The organism is Streptomyces sp. NPDC002032 (assembly GCF_042890765.1).
In the GTDB taxonomy this organism is placed as follows: domain Bacteria; phylum Actinomycetota; class Actinomycetes; order Streptomycetales; family Streptomycetaceae; genus Streptomyces.
This window is the reverse complement of record NZ_JBIASM010000003.1, coordinates 568,166-591,040: the sequence shown is the minus strand read 5'-3', so window position 1 is coordinate 591,040 and position 22,875 is coordinate 568,166. Positions and strand designations below refer to the sequence as shown.

Genomic DNA, 22,875 nt, shown 5'->3' with positions numbered 1-22,875 from the left:
GGCCCCCCGGCCCCGACCCGCCGCCCCCTCTTCCGCGCACGGCCCCCCGGGCCGTCCCTCACCCCAGGACGACCGGCTCCGCGCCCTGCGGGTGCCAGGCCGTCAGCGGGGTGAAGCCGCGGTGGCCGCACTCCCCGAAGACCGTGACGGGCCCGCCGCCCGAGAGGGCGGCCAGCTGCCACAGTCCGGACCGGGAGCGGCCCCCGGCGAGCGTCACCGGCAGCGCGGACGTCCCTTCGGCGTCCGCGATCTGCCAGCCCCCCTCGCCCGCTTCCCCCGGAACCGGGACCACCGGGCCCAGGACCACCGGCCAGGACTCCAGCCACGGGTCCTCCCGCAGCGCGGCCCCGTAGGCGGCCAGCGCCTCCCCGGTGCTCACCCCGGCCGGAGCCACGGCGGCCGCCGCCGTGGCGGTGCGGTCCCCGAGATCCGCCCGGAGTCCCGCCGAGCCGGTCCGGAAGCGCGCGGGCGCCTCCAGTACCAGTCCGACGGGCAGCGCCAGTTCCGGCGGCCGCCCGGGCGGCCCGAAGTCCAGCACCAGGGCCGGGCGCCCGCTCCCCAGCCCCCGCAGCCACGTCCGGCGGGTGGTGAGCCGGCCGTCCGGGGACACCGAGTCGTACTGGGCCAGTACGAGCCAGTGGTCCCGGACGGTCTCCCCCTCCGCCGAGTACGGCAGCCCCACCCGGCTGCGGACGGTCGCGGCCAACGGCTCCGGCAGCCCGGACACCCCCAGCCAGGCCCTGTCCAGCAGGTGCAGCAGCGCGAACTCCTCAAGCATCCGGGCGGGCCAGCCGGCGCCGCAACCGGGTATTGCCCCCAACTCCCGTACCCGGGCCGCCAGTCCGGGGGCCTGGGCGTCGACCATCCGGGCGGCGGTCTCCTCCCAGCCCGCGTAGCCCGTCCGCTCCTGTCCGGCCAGCCCTTCGCGGAGCACGTCAGCGAGCCGGCGCTCCAGCTCGGTGACGCCCGCCCCCACGCGCTCCGCCCGCCGTTCGGCCCGCTTGCGGGCCGCCTCCGCGTCCACCGGCCGCGCCGGGCCGCCCGCGGCCCGCGCGGCCTTCGCCGCCCGCTCCGCCAGCCACTCGGCGGCCCAGTCCGGCGCCTGCGCGGGCTCTTGCGCCTCCCGCGCCTCTTGCGCCCCCCGCGCCGCCCGCGCCGCCTGGAGCAACAGCAGCCCCAGCGCGTGCTTGCACGGGAACTTCCGGCTCGGACACGTGCACGTGTACGCCGGCCCCGTCAGGTCCACGACCGTCCGGTACGGCACCCTGCCGCTGCCCTTGCACACCCCCCACACCGAACCGGAAGCGGAACCTCCGGTAAGTGTCCATGACCCCTCCCCTCCCAGCTTTCCCCCCGCCGTGCGCGATGCCTCGTCGGATGCCAGAGCCAGTACCTGTTCCACCGTCAGGCGGAGCTGCTGCCCAGTCATGGAAACCACCGTAGAGACCCCCACTGACAATCGCTCTGACCTGCAACAACGGCCCGCAGAGGGGGCGTTGTCAGTGGCATGGTGCACCGTGGTGGAAGCGGTCGGGAACGGCCGACGAGCCTTGGAGGGGGACCATGACCATGCCCGGAACCGACACCGCCGCAGAGGCACTGCGACCGCATGCCGAAGACGCCTTCGCGGAAGAACTGAAAGCCCTGGAAGCCGCCGACGACCGGCCCCGCCCGGCCCGCTGGAAACTCTCCCCGTGGGCCGTGGCCACCTACCTGCTCGGCGGCACGCTCGGCGACGGCACCGTCATCACGCCCAAGTACGTCGGCCCGCGCAGGATCGTCGAAGTCGCCGTCACCACCCTCGCCACCGACCGCGCCCTGCTCCTCCTCGGCGTCCCCGGCACCGCCAAGACCTGGCTGTCCGAACACCTCGCCGCCGCCGTCAGCGGGGACTCCACCCTCCTCGTCCAGGGCACCGCCGGCACCCCCGAGGAAGCCCTCCGCTACGGCTGGAACTACGCCCGCCTGCTCGCCCACGGACCGAGCCGCGAAGCCCTCGTCCCCAGCCCCGTCATGCGGGCCATGACCGACGGCATGACCGCCCGCGTCGAGGAACTCACCCGCATCCCCGCCGACGTCCAGGACAGCCTCATCACCGTCCTGTCCGAGAAGACCCTCCCGATACCGGAACTCGGCCAGGAGGTGCAGGCCGTGCGCGGCTTCAACCTCATCGCCACCGCCAACGACCGCGACCGCGGCGTCAACGAGCTCTCCAGCGCCCTGCGCCGCCGCTTCAACACGGTGGTGCTGCCGCTGCCCGCGAGCACCGACGCCGAGGTCGGCATCGTCGCCCGCCGCGTCGACCAGATGGGCCGGGCCCTGGACCTCCCGGCGGCCCCCGAGGGGCTGGAGGAGATCCGCCGGGTCGTCACCGTCTTCCGGGAGCTGCGCGAGGGCGTCACCGGTGACGGCCGCACCAAGGTGAAGTCGCCCAGCGGCACCCTCTCCACCGCCGAGGCCATCTCCGTCGTCACCGGCGGGCTGGCGCTGGCCGCCCACTTCGGCGACGGCGTCCTGCGCCCCGGCGACGTGGCCGCCGGCATCCTCGGCGCCGTCGTGCGGGACCCGGCCGCCGACCGCGTCGTCTGGCAGGAGTACCTGGAGACCGTCGTCCGCGAGCGGGACGGCTGGAAGGACTTCTACCGGGCCTGCCGGGAGGTGACGGCATGAGCCCGCGGGCCGCCGGGCCGCTGCTGCTGGGCGTGCGCCACCACGGGCCCGGCTCCGCCCGGTCGGTCCGGGCCGCGCTCGACGCCGCCCGGCCGCGGGCCGTACTGATCGAAGGGCCGCCCGAGGCGGACGCGTTGCTCCCGCTCGCCGCCGATCCCGGGATGCGCCCGCCCGTCGCGCTGCTCGTCCACGCGGCGGACGATCCCGCCCGGGCCGCGTTCTGGCCGTTCGCCGCCTTCTCCCCGGAGTGGGTCGCCCTGCGCTGGGCGCAGCGGCGGGAGGTGCCGGTCCGCTTCGTCGACCTGCCCGCCGCGCACACCCTGGCCCCGGCTCCCGGGCCGCCGGAGGCCGCCGGGGAGGGCGAGGGGGAGCCCGAGCCGGGCGGGGCCGGCGACGTGCCGGTGGACCCCCTCGCGGCGCTGGCCCGCACCGCCGGGTACGACGATCCGGAGCGCTGGTGGGAGGACGTCGTCGAGCACCGGGACCCGGGAGCGGCACCGGACCCCGTGGCCGTCTTCGAGGCGGTCGCGGAGGCGATGGGGGCCCTGCGCGAGGCCCACGGTGACGGCGGCCGCCCCCGCGACGCGCTCCGCGAGGCGTACATGCGGCAGAAGATGCGCGCCGCCCGCCGGGAGTTCGGCGACGAGTACGCCGTCGTGTGCGGTGCCTGGCACGTCCCGGCGCTGCGCGCCCGGACCACGGCGGCGGCCGACCGCGCCCTGCTCACCGGGCTCCCCAAGACCAGGGTGGAGACCACCTGGGTGCCCTGGACCCACCGCAGGCTCGCCCGGGCCGGCGGGTACGGCGCGGGCATCGCCTCGCCCGGCTGGTACGCGCACCTCTTCGCGGCCCCGGACCGGCCCGTCGAGCGCTGGCTGACGAAGGCCGCGGAGCTGCTGCGGGAGGAGGACCGGCAGGTCTCCCCGGCGCATGTGATCGAGGCGGTCCGGCTGGCCACCGCCCTGGCCGCCGTCCGCGGCCGCCCGCTGCCCGGCCTCGCCGAGACGCTGGAGGCCGTCCGGGCGGTGATGTGCGACGGGTCCGCCGTACCGCTCGCGCTGGTCGAGGACCGGCTCGTCGTCGGCGACGTGCTCGGCGAGGTACCGGACACCGCGCCCGCCGTACCGCTCCAGCGGGACCTCACCCGCCGGATGCGCTCGCTGCGGCTCAAGGCCGAGGCGCAGCGCCGCGAGCTGGAGCTGGACCTGCGCAAGGACACCGACGCGGCCAAGTCCCTGCTGCTGCACCGGCTGCGGCTGCTCGGCGTGGACTGGGGCGTGCCGACGCCCTCCCGGAGCGGTACGGGAACCTTCCGCGAGACCTGGCGGCTGTGCTGGGAGCCGGAGCTGTCGGTCCGGGTCGCCGAGGCCGGGATCTGGGGCACCACCGTCCTCGGGGCGGCCACCGCGAAGGCGCGGGCCGATGCCGCGGCGGCCGGGGAGCTGGCCGCGGTCACGGCGCTGGCCGAACGGTGCCTGCTGGCCGGGCTGTCGCGGGCGCTGCCCGCCGTGCTGCGGGCCCTGGCCGACCGGGCCGCGCTCGACACCGATGTGGGCCGGCTGGCGGCGGCACTGCCCGCGCTGGCCCGTGCGCTGCGGTACGGGGACGTCCGGGGGACCGACGCGCGGGCGCTGGGGACCGTCGCGGCCGGGCTCGCGGAGCGGATCTGCGTGGCACTGCCCCCCGCCTGCGCGGCCGGGCTCGACGCCGACGCGGCGGCCGTCCTGCGGGACCACGTCGACGCCGTGCACGGGGCGGTCGCCCTGCTCGCGGAGGCGGACGCGGGCGGGGGCGCGGACGGGGACGCGGACGCGGGGCTGCGGGAGCGCTGGTCGGGGGTGCTGCGGAAGCTGGCCGGGCGGGAGACCGTGCCGGGGCTGATCCGCGGCCGGGCCGTCCGGCTGCTGCTGGACGGCGGCCGGCTCGCGCAGGGGGAGCCGGCGCGGCTGATGGGGCTCGCGCTGTCCCCGGCGGTGGCCCCGGCGCAGGCGGCGGGCTGGATCGAGGGCTTCGCGGGCGGCGGCGCGGGCGGGGGCACGCTGCTGGTCCACGACGAGCGGCTGCTGGGCCTGATCGACGCCTGGCTGGTGTCGGTGCCGGAGCGGGCCTTCGTCGGCGTACTGCCGCTGCTGCGGCGCACGTTCGGGGCGTACGAGGCCGGTGTGAGACGCACGCTGGGGGAGCTGGTCCGGCGCGGGCCGGGCGGCGGCCCCGGCGGGCGGGCCACCTCCCGCGCGGCTCCCGAGGGCTTCGCCCCGGACCTCGACCCCGGCCGCGCGGACGCGGCGGCCGCGGTGGTCCGCGGGCTCCTCGCCGCCGCCCCGGCCTGACGGGCCGGGCCGGGGGCGGCGGTAGTGCTGGTGAGGGGAAGACAGGGGGGCGCGGCCCCCGACGGGGAACGGCGGAGGGGGCGGGGCGGATGACGGACACGACGGCCGGAGCCGAGCGGCTGCGGCGGTGGCGGTTGGTGCTCGGGGGCGGGGAGGCGGACGGCACCGGATGGGCGCCCACCGGGCGGGACGCCGCGATGGACGGCGCGCTGGAAGCGCTGTACGGGGGCGCCGGCGCGGGACGCGGGGACCGGGCGGAGCGCTCCGCCGGGCTCGGGGGTTCCGCCCCGCGCGTGGCGCGCTGGCTCGGGGACATCCGTACGTACTTCCCCACGACGGTGGTCCAGGTCATGCAGCGGGACGCCATCGAGCGGCTCGGCCTGTCCGCGCTGCTGCTGGAGCCGGAGATGCTGGAGGCCGTCGAGCCCGACGTCCACCTGGTCGCCACCCTGCTCTCGCTGAACAAGGCGATGCCCGACACCACCCGGGAGACGGCGCGGGCCGTGGTCCGCACGGTGGTCGAGCGGCTGGAGGAGCGGCTTGCGGAGCGCACCCGGGCCGCGGTGACGGGCGCCCTCGACCGGTCGGCGCGGACCTCCCGGCCCCGGCACGCGGACATCGACTGGAACCGGACGATCCGGGCCAACCTGAAGAACTACCTGCCCGAGCACCGCACGGTCGTGCCGGAGCGCCTCGTCGGGTACGGCCGGGCCGCCCGTTCGGTGCGCAAGGAGGTCGTGCTCTGCGTCGACCAGTCGGGTTCGATGGCGGCCTCCGTCGTCCACGCCTCCGTCTTCGGCGCGGTGCTGGCCTCGATGCGTTCGGTCGCCACCCGGCTGGTCGTCTTCGACACGGCCGTCGTCGACCTCACCGAGCAGCTCGACGACCCGGTCGACGTGCTCTTCGCCGCCCAGCTGGGCGGCGGCACCGACATCAACCGCGCCCTCGCCTACTGCCAGTCCCGGATCACCCGTCCCGCCGACACGGTCGTCGTCCTGATCAGCGATCTCCACGAGGGCGGGATACGCGACGAGATGATCAGGCGGGTCGCCGCGATGAAGGCGGCCGGGGTGGAGTTCGTGGCCCTGCTCGCCCTCTCCGACGAGGGCGCGCCCGCCTACGACCACGCGCACGCGGCGGCCCTCGCCGCGCTCGGCGCCCCCGCCTTCGCCTGCACCCCCGACCTGTTCCCGGAAGTGATGGCGGCGGCACTGGAGAAGCGGCCCCTGCCGATACCTCCGCCGACCACGTGAAGACGCGGACGCAAATCGGCAGATCACACGAACTTGCAGTTCAACCGTGAGGCGATCTGTGACAGGTATCACCGCTCAGGTGTGATCTGCGATTTAGGGACCTACGGCCCACGGGGATAACCTGCGAGACGGACATGCCGCGTCCACGGTCACCGTGTGCGCCTTCCTTGTGACAGCGCCGTCACGTTGCCCTCCGCGGCACGCCCACGCAGATAGCAGACAACCGCGAATCACTGCGAATCTTTTAAGACAAGGGACGGACGCGCGTGGACCTGTTCGAGTACCAGGCGAGGGACCTCTTCGCCAAGCACGGTGTACCGGTGCTGGCCGGTGAAGTCATCGACACGCCTGAGGCGGCTCGCGAGGCCACCGAGAAGCTGGGCGGCAAGTCGGTCGTCAAGGCCCAGGTGAAGGTCGGCGGCCGCGGCAAGGCCGGCGGCGTCAAGCTGGCCGCCACCCCGGACGAGGCCGTCGCCCGTGCGACGGACATCCTGGGGATGGACATCAAGGGCCACACGGTCCACAAGGTGATGATCGCCGAGACGGCTCCCGAGATCCTCGAGGAGTACTACGTCTCGTACCTGCTGGACCGCACCAACCGCACCTTCCTGGCCATGGCCTCGGTCGCGGGTGGCATGGACATCGAGCAGGTCGCCGAGGAGACCCCGGAGAAGCTCGCCAAGGTCCCGGTGAACGCCAACGAGGGCGTGACCATCGAGAAGGCCCGCGAGATCGTCGCCCTGGCGAAGTTCCCGGCCGAGGTCGCCGAGCAGGTCGCCGAGGTCCTCGTGACCCTGTGGAAGACCTTCATCGCCGAGGACGCGCTCCTCGTCGAGGTCAACCCGCTCGCGAAGGTCGCCTCCGGCGAGGTCATCGCCCTCGACGGCAAGGTCTCGCTCGACGAGAACGCCGAGTTCCGCCAGCCGGGCCACGAGGAGTTCGTGGACCACGCGGCCGCGAACCCGCTGGAGGCCGCCGCCAAGGCGAAGAACCTCAACTACGTGAAGCTCGACGGTGAGGTCGGCATCATCGGCAACGGCGCGGGTCTCGTCATGAGCACCCTCGACGTCGTCGCCTACGCCGGTGAGAACCACGGCGGCGTCAAGCCCGCCAACTTCCTCGACATCGGCGGTGGCGCCTCCGCCGCCGTCATGGCCAACGGCCTCGAGATCATCCTCGGCGACCCGGACGTCAAGTCCGTCTTCGTCAACGTCTTCGGTGGCATCACCGCGTGTGACGAGGTCGCCAACGGCATCGTCCAGGCGCTGGCCCTGCTGGAGGAGAAGGGCGAGGCGGTCACCAAGCCGCTCGTCGTCCGTCTCGACGGCAACAACGCCGAACTGGGTCGCAAGATCCTCTCGGACGCCAACCACCCGCTGGTGCAGCGCGTGGACACCATGGACGGCGCGGCCGACAAGGCCGCCGAGCTCGCGGCTGCGAAGTAAGGGCAGAGGTCACAGACTCACATGGCTATCTTCCTCAACAAGGACAGCAAGGTCATCGTCCAGGGCATGACCGGTGCCACGGGCATGAAGCACACCAAGCTGATGCTGGCTGACGGCACCAACATCGTCGGCGGCGTGAACCCGCGCAAGGCCGGCACGACCGTCGACTTCGACGGCACCGAGATCCCGGTCTTCGGCTCCGTCGCCGAGGCGATGAAGGAGACGGGCGCCAACGTCTCCGTCCTCTTCGTCCCGCCGGCCTTCGCCAAGGCCGCCGTGGTCGAGGCGATCGACGCCGAGATCCCGCTGGCCGTCGTCATCACCGAGGGCATCGCGGTGCACGACTCCGCCGCCTTCTGGTCGTACGCGTCCGCCAAGGGCAACAAGACCCGCATCATCGGCCCGAACTGCCCGGGTCTGATCACCCCCGGCCAGTCCAACGCCGGCATCATCCCGGGCGACATCACCAAGCCCGGCCGCATCGGTCTCGTGTCCAAGTCGGGCACGCTGACCTACCAGATGATGTACGAGCTGCGCGACATCGGCTTCTCCTCCGCCGTCGGCATCGGTGGCGACCCGGTCATCGGCACCACGCACATCGACGCCCTGGAGGCCTTCGAGGCCGACCCGGACACCGACCTGATCGTCATGATCGGCGAGATCGGCGGCGACGCCGAGGAGCGTGCGGCGGACTTCATCGCGAAGCACGTCACCAAGCCGGTCGTCGGTTACGTCGCGGGCTTCACCGCCCCCGAGGGCAAGACCATGGGCCACGCCGGCGCCATCGTCTCGGGTTCTTCCGGCACCGCACAGGCCAAGAAGGAAGCCCTTGAGGCCGCGGGCGTCAAGGTCGGCAAGACGCCGACCGAGACCGCCAAGCTGGCGCGCGAGATCCTGAACGCCGCCAAGTAGGCGCGTTCGCCGCGTGAACGGGCGTGGCCCGCACCCCTTCCGGGGGGTGCGGGCCACGCCCGTTCCGCGTTCCGGGACCGCCGCCGGGCGGCTCCGGCCTCATTCCAGGGCCGGGGAGACCCTGGCGGGTCCGGCGGCCGGGTCGTCGCGCAGCTTGTCCTGGAGCTGGCGGGCGTGTTCGGTGAGCCGCTGCGGTCCGGGGTGCGGCGGGACGCCGGAGACGCTGGTGCCGGGCGGGAGCGGGGGCAGGTACCGGTCCGGCGCGGTGACGGTGGTGTACCCCGTGGCCACGGCGATGACCGCGGTCAGGCCGAGCGCGGCCCGCGTCCAGCGCCGGGCCCGGGTCTCGGTGAGCACCCGTACGGCGGCGGCCGTGCGGCGCGGCTCCATCGGCACGGACGGCCGCAGGGAGCCGAGCAGCTCGCGCAGCACGGCTGACTGCTTCTCGGGCGGTACGTCGACCAGCCCGGGCACCCGCTCGGCGAGCTCGGCGTGCGCGTGGAGCAGCCGGTTTCCGGCGGCGGGCGTGCTGGCCTCGGTCTCGGCGGCCGTGTCGGGCAGGTCGAGGCCGATGCCGTCGTACAGCAGGACGGTCCGGCGGTGCGCGGGCGGCAGGTCGAGCAGGGCGTCCAGCAGCATCCGGTCGACGGGCTCGGCCGGGGCCTTCTCCGTGCCGCGCGGGGAGCGGCGGAGCCGGTGCCAGGGGGAGAGGGCGTACTCGTACGCGGCGGCGCGGACCCAGCCGACGGGGTCGGGGTCGGTGGCCACCTCGGGCCAGCGGCCCCAGGCCTGACGGAACGCCTGCTCCACCGCGTGCTGCGCGAGGGCGCGGCGGCCGGTCAGCAGGTAGGCCTGGCGGACCAGGGCGGGGGCGGTGCGGGCGTAGAGGACGTCGAAGGCCTGCGCGGGCTCGGTGGGGCGGGGCTGCGCGGGCTCGGCGGGGGGCGCGGCGGCCTCCGGCGCGTCCGGCGCTTCCGGTTCGGCGGGGGGCGCGGGGGCGTCCGGAACGACGGGCATGGCGTCGGCGGCCGGCGGTGCGGCGGGTTCGGCGGGCGTGGCGAACTCGGCGGGTGTGGCGGGCTCGGCGGGCTCGATGGGCTCGATGGGCTCGATGGGCTCGGCCGGGTGGGCGGGTGCGGCGAGGGCGGGGCCGTCCTGGCCGCCCGGCAGGCCGCCGCCCCCGCCCCCGCCGCCGGTCCGGACGGGGGTCTTCGTCTCGTGCCGGGTCAGGGAGACGGGGGGCCGGGCCCCACGTTTGGCGGCCGCCCTGGGACGGGTGCTCGCGCCGCCGGGGCCGGGGCGCGCTGCGGCGCCGCCCGTGGCGAAAGCCCGTACGCCGGTGGCCGTCCTGGGGGCGGCTTCGGCGGCGGGCTCGGCGGGCTCGGCGGGCTCTGCGGGCTCGGGCGCGGGGGGCGCGGGGGGTTCGGGGGGCGCCGGCGGGGGTGGCGGGGCCGCGGGGGCGGCGGCGGGGACGTTCAGGTCGGGCGTGTCCGCCTCCGGAACGGCGTCCGCCGCTGCGAGGCGGTCCAGCAGGGCGGCGTACGCCTCGCGCTTGCGCCCGCGCGGGTCGGTGCGGCCCGTCTCCCAGGAGCGGACGGTGGCCGCGGTGACGCCGACCGTCGCCGCGACCTCCTCGTGGCTCAGCTGGGCCGCTTCGCGCAGCCTGCGGCGTTCCTTGGGGGAGGGCAGGCCCAGCTCCGAGTCGGAGGTCGTCTCGACGCCTTGTGTCATGCCACACTCCCCGCGGCCCGGCAGTCCTGGGCAATAAAGTACATAAACGTATATTGAGCGACACCACGGGCATTCGCCTGTTACCCGCCCATAGCGCGTGTCGTTGGCACCATGGCGGGGTGACCCAAGTGACCGAACGCGGGACCTCGTTGCCGACGGCCCCACGGGACCGTGCGGGGCGGCGCTCGCCCGCCGCTGCCGCCTGCGTGCTCGGCGGCGCCGTGGCCGCCGGACTGGGGCTCGGCTTCCTGGCCGTGCTGGTGACCGTGCTCTGGATCAGCTCCCCCTACCCGGACAGCGGCCCGGGCGGGGCGCTGCACCTCGCCGCCGGACTGTGGCTGATGGCCCACGGGACGGAGCTCGTCCGCTACGAGACCCTCTCCGGGGTGCCCGCCCCCGTCGGCCTGGTCCCACTGCTGCTGGTGGCGCTGCCGGTGCTGCTGATGCGGCGGGCGGCGCGGCTCGGCAGCGCGTCCGGGAGCGGCGCCGGGGTGGGGGAGGAGCCGGACGAGGTGCTGCCGGCCGGGGTGGTGTTCTCCGCCGTGACCTGCGGGTACCTGAGCGTCGGGGTGCTGGCCACGGTGTACGCGGCCGGCGGCCCGATGCCGGCCGATCCGCTCAGCGCGGCCTGGCACGTACCGCTGGTGGCGGCGCTGGCCGGGGCCGCCGGGGTGTGGTCGGCGAAGGGGCGGCCGGTCGGGCCGCTGCCGGAGTGGGTTCCGGGGGGCGTACGGAAAGCCATCGCGCGCCCCCGTTACGCGCTGGCGCTGCGCTCCGGTGCGGCCGGGGTCCTCGTCCTGCTGGGCGGCGGCGCCCTGCTCGTCGGCGCCTCGCTGGCGTGGCACGGGGCGGAGACGCAGTCCTCGTTCCTGACGCTGACCGGGGTGTGGTCCGGGCGCTTCGCGGTGCTGCTGCTCGCGCTGGCACTGGTCCCGAACGCGATGGTGTGGGGTGCGGCGTACGGGCTGGGGCCCGGGTTCGCGGTGGGGGCCGGGGTGACGGCGACGCCGCTCGGCTTTCCGGGGGCGCCGGCCCTGCCGAGGTTCCCGCTGCTGGCGGCGCTGCCGCCGGAGGGGCCGGGAACGCCGGTCACCTGGGCGGCGGCCGGGGTGCCGGTGGCGGCGGGACTGGTGGTGGGGTGGTTCGCGGTGCGCCGGGCGCGGGACGTCTCCGCCGGGGAGACCGCGCTGACGGCGGCGCTGGGCGCGGTGGTGTGCGGGCTGGCGATGGCCGGCCTGGCGGCGGCCGCGTCGGGGCCGCTGGGGTCGCGGGCGCTGGCCGGCTTCGGGCCGGTGTGGTGGGCGGTGGGGTGCGCGGCCGTGGGGTGGACGCTGTTGCTGGCGGTGCCGGTGGCGGTGGGGGTGCAGGTGTGGCGGATGCGGCCGGCCTCCGGTGGGGTGGGGGCGGATGCGTGGCACGACTCGGGGGTGCGGGAATTGCGCTGGGCGGCGCTGAGGGAGGCCGCCCAGCCGGTGGCTCCGCCGGTCGTCGGGGCGGCGGTCGCTCCGTCCGAGCCGGTGGCTCCGCCGGCCGTGGCCGCTGCTCCCCCCGCCGCGCCTGCGGCCGCGCCGCCCGGGGCCAGTGCTCCCCCCGAGCCGGTGGCTGCGCCGACGGCGGCTGGTGCCCCGCCCGCCCGGCCTGCGGCTTCGCCGCTCGGGGCCGCTGCTCCGCCCGTTCAGCCTCCGGCTGCGCCGTTCGCGGCGGGTGCTTCGCCCGCTCAGCCGGTGGCTGCGGTCACCCCGCCCCAGCCGGTCGCTCCGCCCCAGCCGGTGGCTCCGCCCCAGCCGGTGGCTCCGCCCGAGCCGGTGGCTCCGCCGGACGTGGGCGCGCCGTTGCTGCCGCCCTCGGCGGGGGCGCGGGTCCTGGCCCGGCGGCGCCCGCCGTCCTGACCGCCTCAACCGCCGGCGGGGCCGGGACCGCCGGGTCGGATCAGCGCTGGACCTTCAGGATCTCGCCCACGACGTTGTCCGGGAGGAGGTTGTTGCACTGGAGTTCCGCGGTGCGGGTCAGGGCGTCGTCGCGGCAGACGTAGAAGTCCTTGTACGCCAGTTGCAGCGCGTACGAGCTCGCCGCCAAGAGCAGCGCCAGTGCGGCGGCGACCAGGCCGCTGACCGCCGCCGCGCGCTGCGGGCGGGCCGCCGGGCCCAGGGCGGCCAGGCCGCCGGGGCGGGGCGGGGTGCCCGTCGCCGGGTCGGCCTGCGCGGCCGGGCGGCCGCGCAGGGCGCTGATGCCCCAGTACACCGCGAGCGCGCCCAGCAGCAGCCCCATGGACGGGATCCCGAAGATCCCGAAGAAGAACCCCCACATGCCCGACAGCAGCGCGTACCGCGCACGCCGCTGGAGCGGGTCCATCGGGTCCCACCGGGCCGGGCCCTCGGGGCCGCCGGGCTCCGAGGGGCCCCGGCCGGAGCCGCCGCCGTCCTGCGGCCGCTGCGGCTGCCGGGGCTGCCACTGCTGGTCGGGCCGACCCTCCGGGGGCGCCGCGAAGGGGTTGTCGTCGGTCGAGGGGTCGGGCTGACGGCGGTCCGGCATCGAGTGCGTTACTTCCCCTGTGTCGTGGGCCGGGCGCGCGCCCGGCGTGCGGTGTACGCCTGACGCTACCGCCCACCCGTCCCCCCGTCCCTCGGGGGCGGTCCGGTGTGCCGGTATCGTTGCAGGCGGTCGGTGGCTTCGTATGGTTCCCCGTATATCGGTACCCCGAAGTTTCGTATGACCACACAAGACGAACGACGGCATTCCCGTAAGAAAGGGCCCTCCATGCCCGCGTCCCGCCTGGTCGTGCTGGTCTCCGGCTCCGGCACCAACCTCCAGGCCCTGCTCGACGCCATCGACGCACACCCCGGCGGAGCCGAGGGTTTCGGTGCGGAAGTCGTCGCCGTGGGGGCCGACCGCGAGAACATCGCGGGACTCGAACGGGCACGGAAGGCCGGGATCCCCACTTTCGTGTGCCCGGTCAAGGCCTACGGGAGCCGTGCGGAGTGGGACGAGGCCCTGACCGCGGCCACCGACGCGCACGCGCCGGACCTCGTCGTCTCGGCCGGCTTCATGAAGATCGTCGGCAAGAACTTCGTCGACCGCTTCGGCGGCCGGTTCATCAACACCCACCCCGCCCTCCTCCCGGCCTTCCCCGGCGCGCACGGGGTGCGCGACGCCCTCGCGTACGGGGCGAAGGTCACCGGCTGCACCGTTCACTTCGTGGACAGCGGCGTGGACACCGGTCCGATCATCGCCCAGGGTGTCGTCGAGATCGGGGACGGGGAGGACGAAGCCGCGCTCCATGAGCGCATCAAGGAAGTCGAGCGCCAGCTGCTCGTCGACGTCGTGGGGCGCCTGGCCCGGCACGGCTACCGCATTGAGGGACGAAAGGTAACGATCCAGTGACCGCCGCAGAGACCGTAGCGAGCACCGACCCGACCACCACGCAGCGGCCGATCCGGCGTGCGCTCGTCAGCGTCTACGACAAGACGGGCCTGGAAGAGCTGGCCCGCGGCCTGCACGAGGCGGGTGTCGCGCTCGTCTCCACCGGCTCCACCGCCGCGAAGATCGCCGCGGCCGGGGTGCCCGTCACCAAGGTCGAGGAGCTGACCGGTTTCCCCGAGTGCCTGGACGGGCGCGTCAAGACCCTCCACCCGCGCGTGCACGCCGGCATCCTCGCCGACCTGCGCCTGGAGGACCACCGCAACCAGCTCGCGGAGCTGGGCGTGGAGCCCTTCGACCTCGTGGTCGTCAACCTGTACCCGTTCCTGGCGACCGTCCAGTCGGGTGCCACTCCGGACGAGTGCGTGGAGCAGATCGACATCGGCGGCCCGTCGATGGTCCGCGCCGCGGCCAAGAACCACCCCTCGGTGTCCGTCGTCACCAGCCCGGCCCGCTACGCCGACGTCCTGGACGCGGTGAAGGACGGCGGCTTCGACCTGACCGCCCGCAAGCGGCTCGCGGCGGAGGCCTTCCAGCACACCGCCGCCTACGACGTCGCGGTCGCCTCCTGGTTCACGAACGCGTACGCCCCGGAGTCCCCCGCGTCCCCGCTGCCCGAGTTCCTCGCGGGCGCCTGGGAGCGCAAGTCGTCCCTGCGGTACGGCGAGAACCCGCACCAGGCCGCCGCCCTCTACACCGACGGCCAGCCGGGCGGGCTCGCCAACGCCGAGCAGCTGCACGGCAAGGAGATGTCCTTCAACAACTACGTGGACACCGAGGCCGCCCGCCGGGCCGCCTACGACCACGACGAGCCCTGCGTCGCGATCATCAAGCACGCCAACCCGTGCGGGATCGCCGTGGACGCCGACATCGCCGCCGCGCACCGCAAGGCGCACGCCTGTGACCCGCTGTCGGCCTTCGGCGGCGTCATCGCCGTCAACCGCCCGGTGACCGTCGAGCTCGCCGAGCAGGTCGCCGAGATCTTCACCGAGGTCATCGCCGCCCCCGCGTACGAGGACGGCGCCGTCGAGGTCCTCGCCAAGAAGAAGAACATCCGCGTCCTGAAGGTGGAGGGCACCCCGCACCAGCCGGGCGACCTCAAGCCGATCAGCGGCGGGGCGCTGCTCCAGCAGAGCGACCTCTTCCAGGCCGAGGGCGACGACCCGGCGAACTGGACGCTGGCCACCGGTGACGCGCTGCCGGCCGCCGAACTGGCCGATCTCGCCTTCGCGTGGAAGGCCTGCCGGGCCGTCAAGTCCAACGCGATCCTGCTCGCCAAGGACGGCGCCTCCGTGGGCGTCGGCATGGGCCAGGTCAACCGCGTGGACTCGGCGAAGCTGGCCGTCGAGCGGGCGGGCGCCGAGCGCGCGCAGGGCTCGTACGCGGCCTCCGACGCCTTCTTCCCCTTCCCCGACGGGCTGGAGATCCTCACCGCGGCGGGCATCAAGGCCGTGGTCCAGCCGGGCGGTTCGGTCCGCGACGAGCAGGTCGTCGAGGCCGCGAAGAAGGCCGGGGTGACGATGTACTTCACCGGCACCCGTCACTTCTTCCACTGACGGGGCCCGCCCCGCACGCGCCGAAGGCCGCGCACCACTCCGTACGGAGCGGGGCGCGGCCTTCGGCGCGTGCGAGCGGTACTGCTACTTCTTCACGACGATCGTGCCGGCGGCACGGTCGTGCCAGCCCTGGAGCTTGCCCGAGTTGTCGAAGAAGGGGGAGAGGTAGACCAGGATCTGGCCGATGCCGCAGAGGAAGGCGCCGACCATGGGGATGATCCAGCGGATGAAGCCGCCGCCCAGGCCCGGGTTCTGGCCGGTGTTCTCCTTGACGACCTTCAGGCCGAGCGCCAGCTTGCCGACCGTCGCGCCGACGAAAGCGATCATCAGCCATTCGTAGAGGAGCGTGGCGACGAAGAAGATGAGGATGAAGCCCAGGAACGCGGCGACGAAGCCACCGGCCGCGTCGTTCACGCACGACTGGTACGCGCTCGACAGCGGGTCCATGGTCTTGCAGTCGTCGATGGACTTCTGGAGGCCGACGGCGCCGGCGAGACCGATGCCGCTGAATATGAGGTACAGCACGAAGATGACCGCGCCGTCGATCAGGCGCGCGCCGAAGCGGCGGCCCATCGTGGCGACCTGCACGGTACCCAGGCCGGCGACGTTGATGAAGCCGTTGTTCGCCTGGAGCGTGCCCGGCGCCTGGGGCGGCACCGCGCCGTACGGCGGCTGGCCCTGCTGCGGGTATCCGTAGCCGGCCTGCGGCGGGACGCCCTGCGGGGCCTGCTGCGGGTAGCCGTAGCCGGGCTGGCCCTGCGGGGCCGGCGGCTGCTGCTGCCCGTACGGGTTGTTCGGGTCGCCGAAGCTCATCTGGGTCTTTCCTCCGTGAAGTGCGGGGACGCACGGCACGCACGGAGGACTTCAGCTTTCTGCGGTACGCCCCCCGGCACTGCCCGCGGCACTCATTGCGATCGTGTTGCCGACCGTCATCGTGGTGGGCCCCTATGGGCCTTGTCCAGCCAGTTGCGAGGCTGGGGCGTACTTGTTGTGCAAGTGCAATGAAGTGGACCGTACGGTTTCCGCCCGACTGGAACCGGGACCGCTCCATCCGGGAGGATGGCCGCATGACCGCCCAGATTCTCGATGGCAAGGCCACCGCAGCCGCGATCAAGTCCGAACTGACCGTCCGAGTGGCGGCGCTGAAGGCCCGGGGCATCACTCCCGGCCTCGGCACCCTGCTGGTCGGCGACGATCCCGGCAGCCGCTGGTACGTCAACGGCAAGCACAAGGACTGCGCCGAGGTCGGCATCGCCTCCATCCAGCGCGAACTGCCCGCGACGGCCTCCCAGGAGGACATCGAGGCGGTCGTGCGGGAGCTGAACGCCAACCCGGACTGCACCGGATACATCGTCCAACTCCCGCTCCCCAAGGGCATCGACACCAACCGGGTCCTCGAACTGATGGATCCGGCCAAGGACGCCGACGGCCTGCACCCCACCTCGCTCGGCCGGCTGGTGCTGAACGAGCCGGGCCCGCTGCCGTGCACCCCGTACGGCATCGTCGAGCTGCTGCGCCACCACGGGGTCGAGATCAACGGCGCGCACGTCGTGGTGCTCGGACGCGGCATCACCGTCGGCCGGTCCATCGGGCTGCTGCTGACCCGCAAGTCCGAGAACGCGACGGTCACCCTGTGCCACACCGGTACGCGCGACCTCTCCGGTCTGCTGCGCCAGGCGGACATCATCGTGGCGGCGGCGGGAGTCGCCCACCTGGTGAAGCCGCAGGACGTGAAGCCGGGCGCGGCCGTGCTCGACGTCGGCGTCAGCCGCGACGAGAACGGGAAGATCGTCGGGGACGTGCACCCGGGCGTCGCCGAGGTGGCGGGCTGGATCTCGCCGAACCCGGGCGGCGTCGGCCCGATGACGCGCGCGCAGCTGCTGGTGAACGTCGTCGAGGCGGCGGAGCGGATTCCCAGTGCGGGCTGAGCGCGACGGGGCCGGTGCGGCCGGGCCGTCGGGGGAGTCCCCCGACGGCCCGGGCCCCGCACGGCCGGAGCCCGCGCCGGAGCCCGCGCCGAAGACCGCCGCCGGAGGCGGTGACTCCGCCGGTGCGCCGCCCGGGGCCGTGCGCTCGCGCCGGTTCCCCGCCGTCACCGAGGGCACCGTGCGTCCCGAAGGCGGCGGCCGCGCCGTGTCCGGGGCGGTGTCCGCGCCCGCCCGTCAGTGGCCGATGCTCAGCGTCCTCGCCGCCACGGCGGCCGGGCTGCTGTCCACGGCGACGAGCCACCCCCGGTTCGGCTGCCTGCTGATCGGCGTCGCCCTGATCGCCGCCGCCGTACTGCGCCGCGTCCTGCCCTCGGTGGGCATGCTCGCGGTGCGCTCCCGGTTCACGGACATGGTCACCTACGGCGTGCTCGGCGTGGCCATCACGCTGCTCGCGCTGGTCATGGAGCCCAAGCCGTGGCTGGAGATCCCCTTCCTGGAGACCGCGGTCCGCTTCACCGTCCGGTGAGCACCGCGAGCGCCGCCGCGATGGCCGGCCGGGCCTGCGTACCCGCCCGCACCAGCGCCTCCAGGGTCCGCCCCCGGCCCGGCAGTTCCACCACCGCCGTGCCGGGCGGCGGCGCGTCGCACAGCAGTCCCGGCAGGATCGACGCGGCGCGCCCGGCCGTGACCAGCCACAGCCCGGCCCGCAGGTCCGCGCACTCGTGCGCGATGCGCGGGGTGAACCCGGCGTTGCGGCAGGCGTGCAGCAGCATCTCCCGGCAGCTGCTCGGGGCGGGGGCCGAGATCCAGTCGGCGTCCCGCAGCGCCGCCAGCCCCTCCCGCCGGTAGGCCGGGAGCAGCGCCTCGGGCAGGGCCAGGCAGAGCGGGTCGTCGAACAGCGGGACGGCGGTGGTGCCCCGCGCGGGCGGGGCGCCCAGCAGCGGGTAGGCGTACGTCACCGCGAGGTCCAGGCGGCGCTGCCGCAGCTGCGGCACGGCCTCCTCCGGGTCGGCCTGCACGATGCGCGGCCGCAGCCCCGGGTGGCGTACGGCGAGGGCGGCGACGAGCGGTGCGGCCACCGTCGCCAGCGCGCTCGGGGCGCAGCCGACGAGCAGTTCCCCGACCGGTCCGGCGTCCAGGGCGCGGACCGCCCCTTCGGCGCGTTCCAGGGCGTCCAGCACCGGTTCGCAGGCGGCCGCCAGGGCGGTTCCGGCGGGGGTGAGCCGCAGGCCGCGCCCCTCCCGTTCGACGAGGACGGCGCCCGCCTCGGCCTCCAGGGCGCGCAGCTGCTGGGAGACGGCGGAGGGGGTGACCCGGTGCAGGTCCGCGACCGCGGTCACCCTTCCGTGTTCCGCCAGGTCCCGCAGGATCACCATGCGCTTCACATCAAGCATGAGTTCATCTTAATGATTGCTGTAGCGGAGGTAGCTGGACTTCACATTGAGGGGGCGCGATGCTCGTCCCATGACTCTCCCGAAGGTCTCCAAGGTCCTCCTGGTCGGCGCCAACGGCACCCTCGGCCGCGCGGTGCACACCGCGCTGCGCGAGCGCGGCCACCAGGTGGTCACCGCCTCCCGCAAGGACGCGGACATCCGCGTCGACATCACCGACCCCGACTCCGTACGGGCGATGTACGACGCGGCGGGCGCCGTGGACGCGGTGGCCAGCGCGGCCGGCAGCGTCCCGTGGCGCCCGCTCGGCGAACTGACCACCGCCGATGTCCGCGCCGGGCTGGAGGGCAAGGCCGTCAGCCAGATCGAGCTGGTCCGCCAGGGCGCCGCCCGGCTGCCCGCGCACGCCTCGTACACCCTGATCACCGGCATCCTGGCGCGCGAGCCGCTGCTCACCGGTTCGGTGGCCTCGCTCGTCAACGGCGCGGTGGAGGCCTTCGTCCGGGCCGCCGCCATCGAACTCCCCGGCCGCCAGCGGATCAACGCGGTCAGCCCGACCGTCTTCACCGAGTCCATGGACGTCTACGGGGAGATCTTCGCGGGGTTCGACCCCGTGCCGGTCGCCCGCGCGGCGAACGCCTACGTGAAGTCGGTCGAGGGGCACCGGACGGGGCAGATCTTCCGGGTGGAGTAGCCGTCCCGGGGTGCGGGCGGGGGGCCGGAGGGGCTCCGCGCCTTCGATCCCGGGGGTCCGTGTGCCACGGACCACACGGACCCGGGGATTACCCGCCCTTCGGGTCGGATAGCCTGACCGCGGATGTCTCTTCACGTCAAGATTCGCCAGGACAGGGGAGCGGCGTCCACCCAGCACGTGGACCCGGAACATGGGGTCCAGCACCTGGGGCCCGGCACTTGGGGCCCAGGCACATGGGGCAGGGACGCCCCACCGCCAGCTGTCTAACGGAGAAGGCCATGACCCGCACTCCCGTGAATGTCACCGTGACCGGCGCTGCCGGCCAGATCGGCTACGCGCTGCTCTTCCGCATCGCCTCCGGCCACCTGCTCGGCGCGGACGTGCCGGTCAAGCTCCGCCTCCTGGAGATCCCGCAGGGCATGAAGGCCGCCGAGGGCACCGCCATGGAGCTCGACGACTGCGCCTTCCCGCTGCTGAAGGGCATCGACATCTTCGACGACCCGAACGCGGGCTTCGAGGGCGCCAACGTCGCGCTGCTCGTGGGCGCCCGCCCGCGCACCAAGGGCATGGAGCGCGGCGACCTGCTCTCCGCGAACGGCGGCATCTTCAAGCCGCAGGGCAAGGCCATCAACGACCACGCCGCGGACGACATCAAGGTCCTCGTCGTGGGCAACCCGGCCAACACCAACGCGCTCATCGCGCAGGCCGCCGCCCCGGACGTGCCGGCGGAGCGCTTCACCGCGATGACCCGTCTGGACCACAACCGCGCGATCTCGCAGCTCGCCAAGAAGACCGGCGCCGACGTCACCGACATCAAGCGCCTCACCATCTGGGGCAACCACTCGGCGACCCAGTACCCGGACATCTTCCACGCGGAGATCGCGGGCAAGAACGCCGCCGAGGTCGTCAACGACGAGCTGTGGCTGGCCGACACCTTCATCCCGACCGTCGCCAAGCGCGGCGCCGCGATCATCGAGGCCCGTGGCGCGTCCTCGGCCGCCTCGGCCGCCAACGCCGCCATCGACCACGTGCACACCTGGGTGAACGGCACCGCGGCGGGCGACTGGACCTCCATGGGCATCCCGTCGGACGGCTCCTACGGCGTCCCGGAGGGCATCATCTCCTCCTTCCCCGTCACCACCAAGGACGGCAAGTACGAGATCGTCCAGGGCCTGGACATCAACGAGTTCTCCCGCACGCGCATCGACGCGTCCGTGGCGGAGCTCGTCGAGGAGCGCGACGCGGTGCGCGAGCTCGGCCTGATCTGATCGGATCCGACCGGATCCGATCCGGTCGTCCGACCTGTACGCACGCCAAAGCGCCCCGGCCAAACCAGCCGGGGCGCTTTGGCGCGTTTGGACCTGTCGGGCGGTAGGGGCGGAAAATAGGGTCGGCCGGTGACCGACCACCTGATCCCCCCTCAGCCCGCCCCCGGCCCGGGGGCCGGCCGGCGGGCGGGCCGCCCGCCCGTGCACCCCGCGGTCAGCGAGGCCGGCCGGCTGCTGTGCGCGGGGACCTACCTCGACGCGGCGTACCGCGACCGGGTGATCGACGAACTGTTCGTGCACGAGGAGCGGATCGCCGCCCCCTCCTACGGATTCGACGCGTCCCGCGTCCTCGCCCACGCCCTGCGCGCCCGCCGCGTCGAACTCGCCTGGGCCGCCGGGGTCCTCGGGGCCTGGTTCGCCGGCTCGCTGCTGACCGGCGGCCTGCTCGCCCTGCTGCTGTTCCCCTTCCTGATGCTGAGCCTCGCCCGCCGGCTGCGCGCCCGCACCAACAGGCTGCTGCGGTTCCTGTCCCTGCTGGTCCGGATCTACGCGTGGTGGTCGTTCGCCGCCGTCCTGGTGGCCATCTGGGGGGTGCTCTCCGGCTCGGTCGCCAACACCCTCGCCTTCGCCTTCCCCGGCGTCGGCCTCCTCGTTCCCCCCGGCTCCGGCGGCTCCGGCGGCTTCGGGGACTTCGGCGGCGATCCGTACGGCTACCCGTCGCAGGACTCCGGGCCGCCCCTCCACGTGTGGCTGACGCCCTTCGTCTTCGCGGCCATCGTCACCGTCGTCGCGCTCCAGCGCGCGCACGCCGCCCGCATCGTGGCCACCGAGCTCTCCCCGGCCCGCTACGCCGACCCGGCGCACGACTCCGCCGAGGCCGCGCCGGGCCCGCGTCACGCCCGCGTCCGTGACCGCATCCGGGCCGAGCAGCACGCCCCGCTCGTCATGTACGACGTCAACAGCCCCTTCACCGGCGCCGGGGAGCCGTTCCGGCCCTGGCAGCTGTCCGTCGAACTGCGCCCCCGCGAGGACCTCGCGCCCGGCCGCACGCCGCAGCCCCTCACCAACGCCCACATGGTGGGGCGCGTCGTACCGCTCCTGGAGGCCCTGCGCGTACCGTCCCCGCACGGCTCCCCGCAGGCCGAAGAGGCCGTCCTGGACCGGCTGCGCGAGCTGGTCGTCGACGAGTGCGTCTTCCTCCCGGCCGGCGGGCTGCCCCACCGGGACGTGGCCCCGCTCACCGCGCAGGGCTTCGCCGAGCACCGGCGCGGCGCCGTGGAGGAGGGCGGGGAGCGGCGCAGGCACTTCCTGCGCGTCCGGGTCGGCGGCTGGGACGAGAACCTCGTCGTCAGCGTCTTCGTACGGGTCCACACCCAGGGCGGCATGCTGATGCTGGAGGTCGCCCCGCACGTGCTGCTCCCCGTACGGGGGGACTTCCAGCGGGCCGACGCGGACGCGCACCGGCTGCTGCACAACAACTGGTTCGGCACGGCGGTCGGGGCGCTCGCCGCCACCCCGCGCTCCTTCACGGGCGCCCTCGCCACCCTCGGCCGGGGCGTCGCCAGCTGGTGGCGGATCGCCACGGGCGGCCACGGCGGGGCCCGGCCCGAGGGGCCGGGGCTGTCGGTGCGGGAGATCGCCTCCCAGGACGAGGGCTCCCTCTTCCACCTCATGGACCTCGACCGGTATCTGAAAACCATTCAGGACAGGGTCGTCGGCGGCGTTACCGTCGCCCTGCACGAAGCGGGCTGGCACACGGAGGAGTTCGCGCAGCGCGCGGTCCACGTCGCGGAGGGCGGCGTGTTCATCCAGTCGGTGAACGACAGCGCGTTCAGCGTCGGCGGCACCGGCCACCACAACAGCGTCGGCGACGGCGACCGGCGCGGGAGGAGGAGCAGGCATGGCGGCTAACGGCGAGGAACCCCGGGTCCGCGTGGACCGGGTCAGCGGCAGCGCGTTCAGCATCGGCGGCTCCGGGCACACCAACACCGTCCACCACGGCGGTACGGGTACGGGGACCCCGGCGCCCGGCGCGGCGGAGCTGCTGGAGGCGGTCCTCGACCTGCGCGCCGCGCTGGTGCGGTTGCCGCGCGGCGAGGACCGGTCGGCGCTCGACGCCGAACTCGACGGGGTCGCCGGGGAGCTGGAGGGCGCCGAGGCGATCCGGCCCGGGCTGGCCGCGCGGCTGCGCGGGGCGCTGGAACGGTGGGCTCCGCTGGTGGAGACGGTGAGCGCGGCGACCGCCCTGGGCGGACTGCTCGCGTCGCTGGGAGGCTGACC

Annotated in this window: 19 protein-coding genes; 14 read left to right on the top strand and 5 right to left on the bottom strand. The window is 74.6% G+C overall.

Annotated features, from left to right (window positions below; genetic code table 11):
* Nucleotides 1-58: 58 nt before the first annotated feature.
* A complete protein-coding gene (locus ACFYYT_RS10835) occupies nucleotides 59-1,429 on the bottom strand; it encodes an SWIM zinc finger family protein (protein ID WP_351815903.1) in 1,371 nt (456 codons plus the stop codon).
* Between the two features lie 134 nt (nucleotides 1,430-1,563).
* On the opposite strand from ACFYYT_RS10835, the gene ACFYYT_RS10830 reads away from it, so the two are divergent.
* From ACFYYT_RS10830 to sucD, 5 genes are all read left to right on the top strand, one after another.
* The gene (locus ACFYYT_RS10830; RefSeq protein WP_351815900.1) at nucleotides 1,564-2,670 is read left to right on the top strand and encodes an AAA family ATPase; all 1,107 of its coding nucleotides are present in this window, start codon (nucleotides 1,564-1,566) and stop codon (nucleotides 2,668-2,670) included.
* Nucleotides 2,667-5,000, top strand: coding sequence for a DUF5682 family protein (locus ACFYYT_RS10825; RefSeq protein WP_351815897.1), 2,334 nt, complete (start codon nucleotides 2,667-2,669; stop codon nucleotides 4,998-5,000). Before ACFYYT_RS10830 ends, ACFYYT_RS10825 begins: the two co-directional genes overlap by 4 nt.
* 89 nt (nucleotides 5,001-5,089) lie before the next feature.
* Nucleotides 5,090-6,253, top strand: coding sequence for a VWA domain-containing protein (locus ACFYYT_RS10820; RefSeq protein ID WP_351815894.1), 1,164 nt, complete (start codon nucleotides 5,090-5,092; stop codon nucleotides 6,251-6,253).
* A gap of 266 nt (nucleotides 6,254-6,519) precedes the next feature.
* The gene (gene sucC / locus ACFYYT_RS10815; protein ID WP_351815891.1) at nucleotides 6,520-7,698 is read left to right on the top strand and encodes an ADP-forming succinate--CoA ligase subunit beta; all 1,179 of its coding nucleotides are present in this window, start codon (nucleotides 6,520-6,522) and stop codon (nucleotides 7,696-7,698) included.
* Between the two features lie 21 nt (nucleotides 7,699-7,719).
* Nucleotides 7,720-8,610: a succinate--CoA ligase subunit alpha gene (sucD, locus tag ACFYYT_RS10810; RefSeq protein WP_351815889.1), complete on the top strand. Its 891-nt coding sequence runs from the start codon at nucleotides 7,720-7,722 to the stop codon at nucleotides 8,608-8,610.
* 99 nt (nucleotides 8,611-8,709) lie between these two features.
* On the opposite strand, the gene ACFYYT_RS10805 is transcribed toward sucD, so the two are convergent.
* Nucleotides 8,710-10,341, bottom strand: a complete 1,632-nt coding sequence (locus ACFYYT_RS10805; protein ID WP_351815886.1) for a helix-turn-helix domain-containing protein — start codon at nucleotides 10,339-10,341, stop codon at nucleotides 8,710-8,712.
* Between the two features lie 119 nt (nucleotides 10,342-10,460).
* Between ACFYYT_RS10805 and ACFYYT_RS10800 the strand changes: the two genes are divergently transcribed.
* Nucleotides 10,461-12,230, top strand: a complete 1,770-nt coding sequence (locus ACFYYT_RS10800; protein WP_351815884.1) for a DUF6350 family protein — start codon at nucleotides 10,461-10,463, stop codon at nucleotides 12,228-12,230.
* Between the two features lie 40 nt (nucleotides 12,231-12,270).
* Here ACFYYT_RS10800 and ACFYYT_RS10795 read toward each other — a convergent pair whose 3' ends face one another.
* Nucleotides 12,271-12,873: a hypothetical protein gene (locus ACFYYT_RS10795; RefSeq protein ID WP_351815881.1), complete on the bottom strand. Its 603-nt coding sequence runs from the start codon at nucleotides 12,871-12,873 to the stop codon at nucleotides 12,271-12,273.
* 225 nt (nucleotides 12,874-13,098) lie between these two features.
* Here ACFYYT_RS10795 and purN point away from each other — a divergent pair, with 225 nt between their 5' ends.
* Both purN and purH read left to right on the top strand, forming a co-directional pair.
* A complete protein-coding gene (purN, locus tag ACFYYT_RS10790) occupies nucleotides 13,099-13,722 on the top strand; it encodes a phosphoribosylglycinamide formyltransferase (protein ID WP_351815878.1) in 624 nt (207 codons plus the stop codon).
* Complete coding sequence (gene purH, locus ACFYYT_RS10785; protein ID WP_351815875.1) at nucleotides 13,719-15,314, top strand: bifunctional phosphoribosylaminoimidazolecarboxamide formyltransferase/IMP cyclohydrolase; 1,596 nt, start codon at nucleotides 13,719-13,721, stop codon at nucleotides 15,312-15,314. The genes purN and purH overlap by 4 nt, the downstream gene beginning before the upstream one ends.
* Nucleotides 15,315-15,398: 84 nt before the next feature.
* On the opposite strand, the gene ACFYYT_RS10780 is transcribed toward purH, so the two are convergent.
* Nucleotides 15,399-16,127 (bottom strand): RDD family protein, encoded by a 729-nt coding sequence (locus ACFYYT_RS10780; protein ID WP_351815872.1) that lies wholly within the window; start codon nucleotides 16,125-16,127, stop codon nucleotides 15,399-15,401.
* Nucleotides 16,128-16,381: 254 nt separating this feature from the next.
* Between ACFYYT_RS10780 and ACFYYT_RS10775 the strand changes: the two genes are divergently transcribed.
* Nucleotides 16,382-17,242 carry a bifunctional methylenetetrahydrofolate dehydrogenase/methenyltetrahydrofolate cyclohydrolase gene (locus ACFYYT_RS10775; protein WP_351815869.1) on the top strand — a complete coding sequence of 287 codons (861 nt, stop codon included), beginning with the start codon at nucleotides 16,382-16,384 and terminating at the stop codon, nucleotides 17,240-17,242.
* Nucleotides 17,232-17,768, top strand: coding sequence for a DUF3017 domain-containing protein (locus ACFYYT_RS10770; RefSeq protein ID WP_351815866.1), 537 nt, complete (start codon nucleotides 17,232-17,234; stop codon nucleotides 17,766-17,768). Before ACFYYT_RS10775 ends, ACFYYT_RS10770 begins: the two co-directional genes overlap by 11 nt.
* Here the strand turns inward: ACFYYT_RS10770 and ACFYYT_RS10765 are convergent.
* Nucleotides 17,755-18,636, bottom strand: coding sequence for a LysR family transcriptional regulator (locus ACFYYT_RS10765; RefSeq protein WP_351815864.1), 882 nt, complete (start codon nucleotides 18,634-18,636; stop codon nucleotides 17,755-17,757). The two genes, ACFYYT_RS10770 and ACFYYT_RS10765, sit on opposite strands and share 14 nt — an antisense overlap.
* Nucleotides 18,637-18,706: 70 nt before the next feature.
* On the opposite strand from ACFYYT_RS10765, the gene ACFYYT_RS10760 reads away from it, so the two are divergent.
* The 4 genes from ACFYYT_RS10760 to ACFYYT_RS10745 all read left to right on the top strand — a co-directional run bounded on the left by ACFYYT_RS10760 (nucleotide 18,707) and on the right by ACFYYT_RS10745 (nucleotide 22,873).
* On the top strand, nucleotides 18,707-19,327 hold the full coding sequence (locus tag ACFYYT_RS10760; protein ID WP_351815861.1) for a short chain dehydrogenase: 621 nt from the start codon (nucleotides 18,707-18,709) through the stop codon (nucleotides 19,325-19,327).
* Between the two features lie 278 nt (nucleotides 19,328-19,605).
* On the top strand, nucleotides 19,606-20,595 hold the full coding sequence (locus ACFYYT_RS10755; protein ID WP_351815858.1) for a malate dehydrogenase: 990 nt from the start codon (nucleotides 19,606-19,608) through the stop codon (nucleotides 20,593-20,595).
* Between the two features lie 129 nt (nucleotides 20,596-20,724).
* On the top strand, nucleotides 20,725-22,506 hold the full coding sequence (locus ACFYYT_RS10750) for a hypothetical protein (RefSeq protein ID WP_351815856.1): 1,782 nt from the start codon (nucleotides 20,725-20,727) through the stop codon (nucleotides 22,504-22,506).
* On the top strand, nucleotides 22,496-22,873 hold the full coding sequence (locus tag ACFYYT_RS10745; RefSeq protein ID WP_351815853.1) for a hypothetical protein: 378 nt from the start codon (nucleotides 22,496-22,498) through the stop codon (nucleotides 22,871-22,873). Before ACFYYT_RS10750 ends, ACFYYT_RS10745 begins: the two co-directional genes overlap by 11 nt.
* Nucleotides 22,874-22,875: the final 2 nt, after the last annotated feature.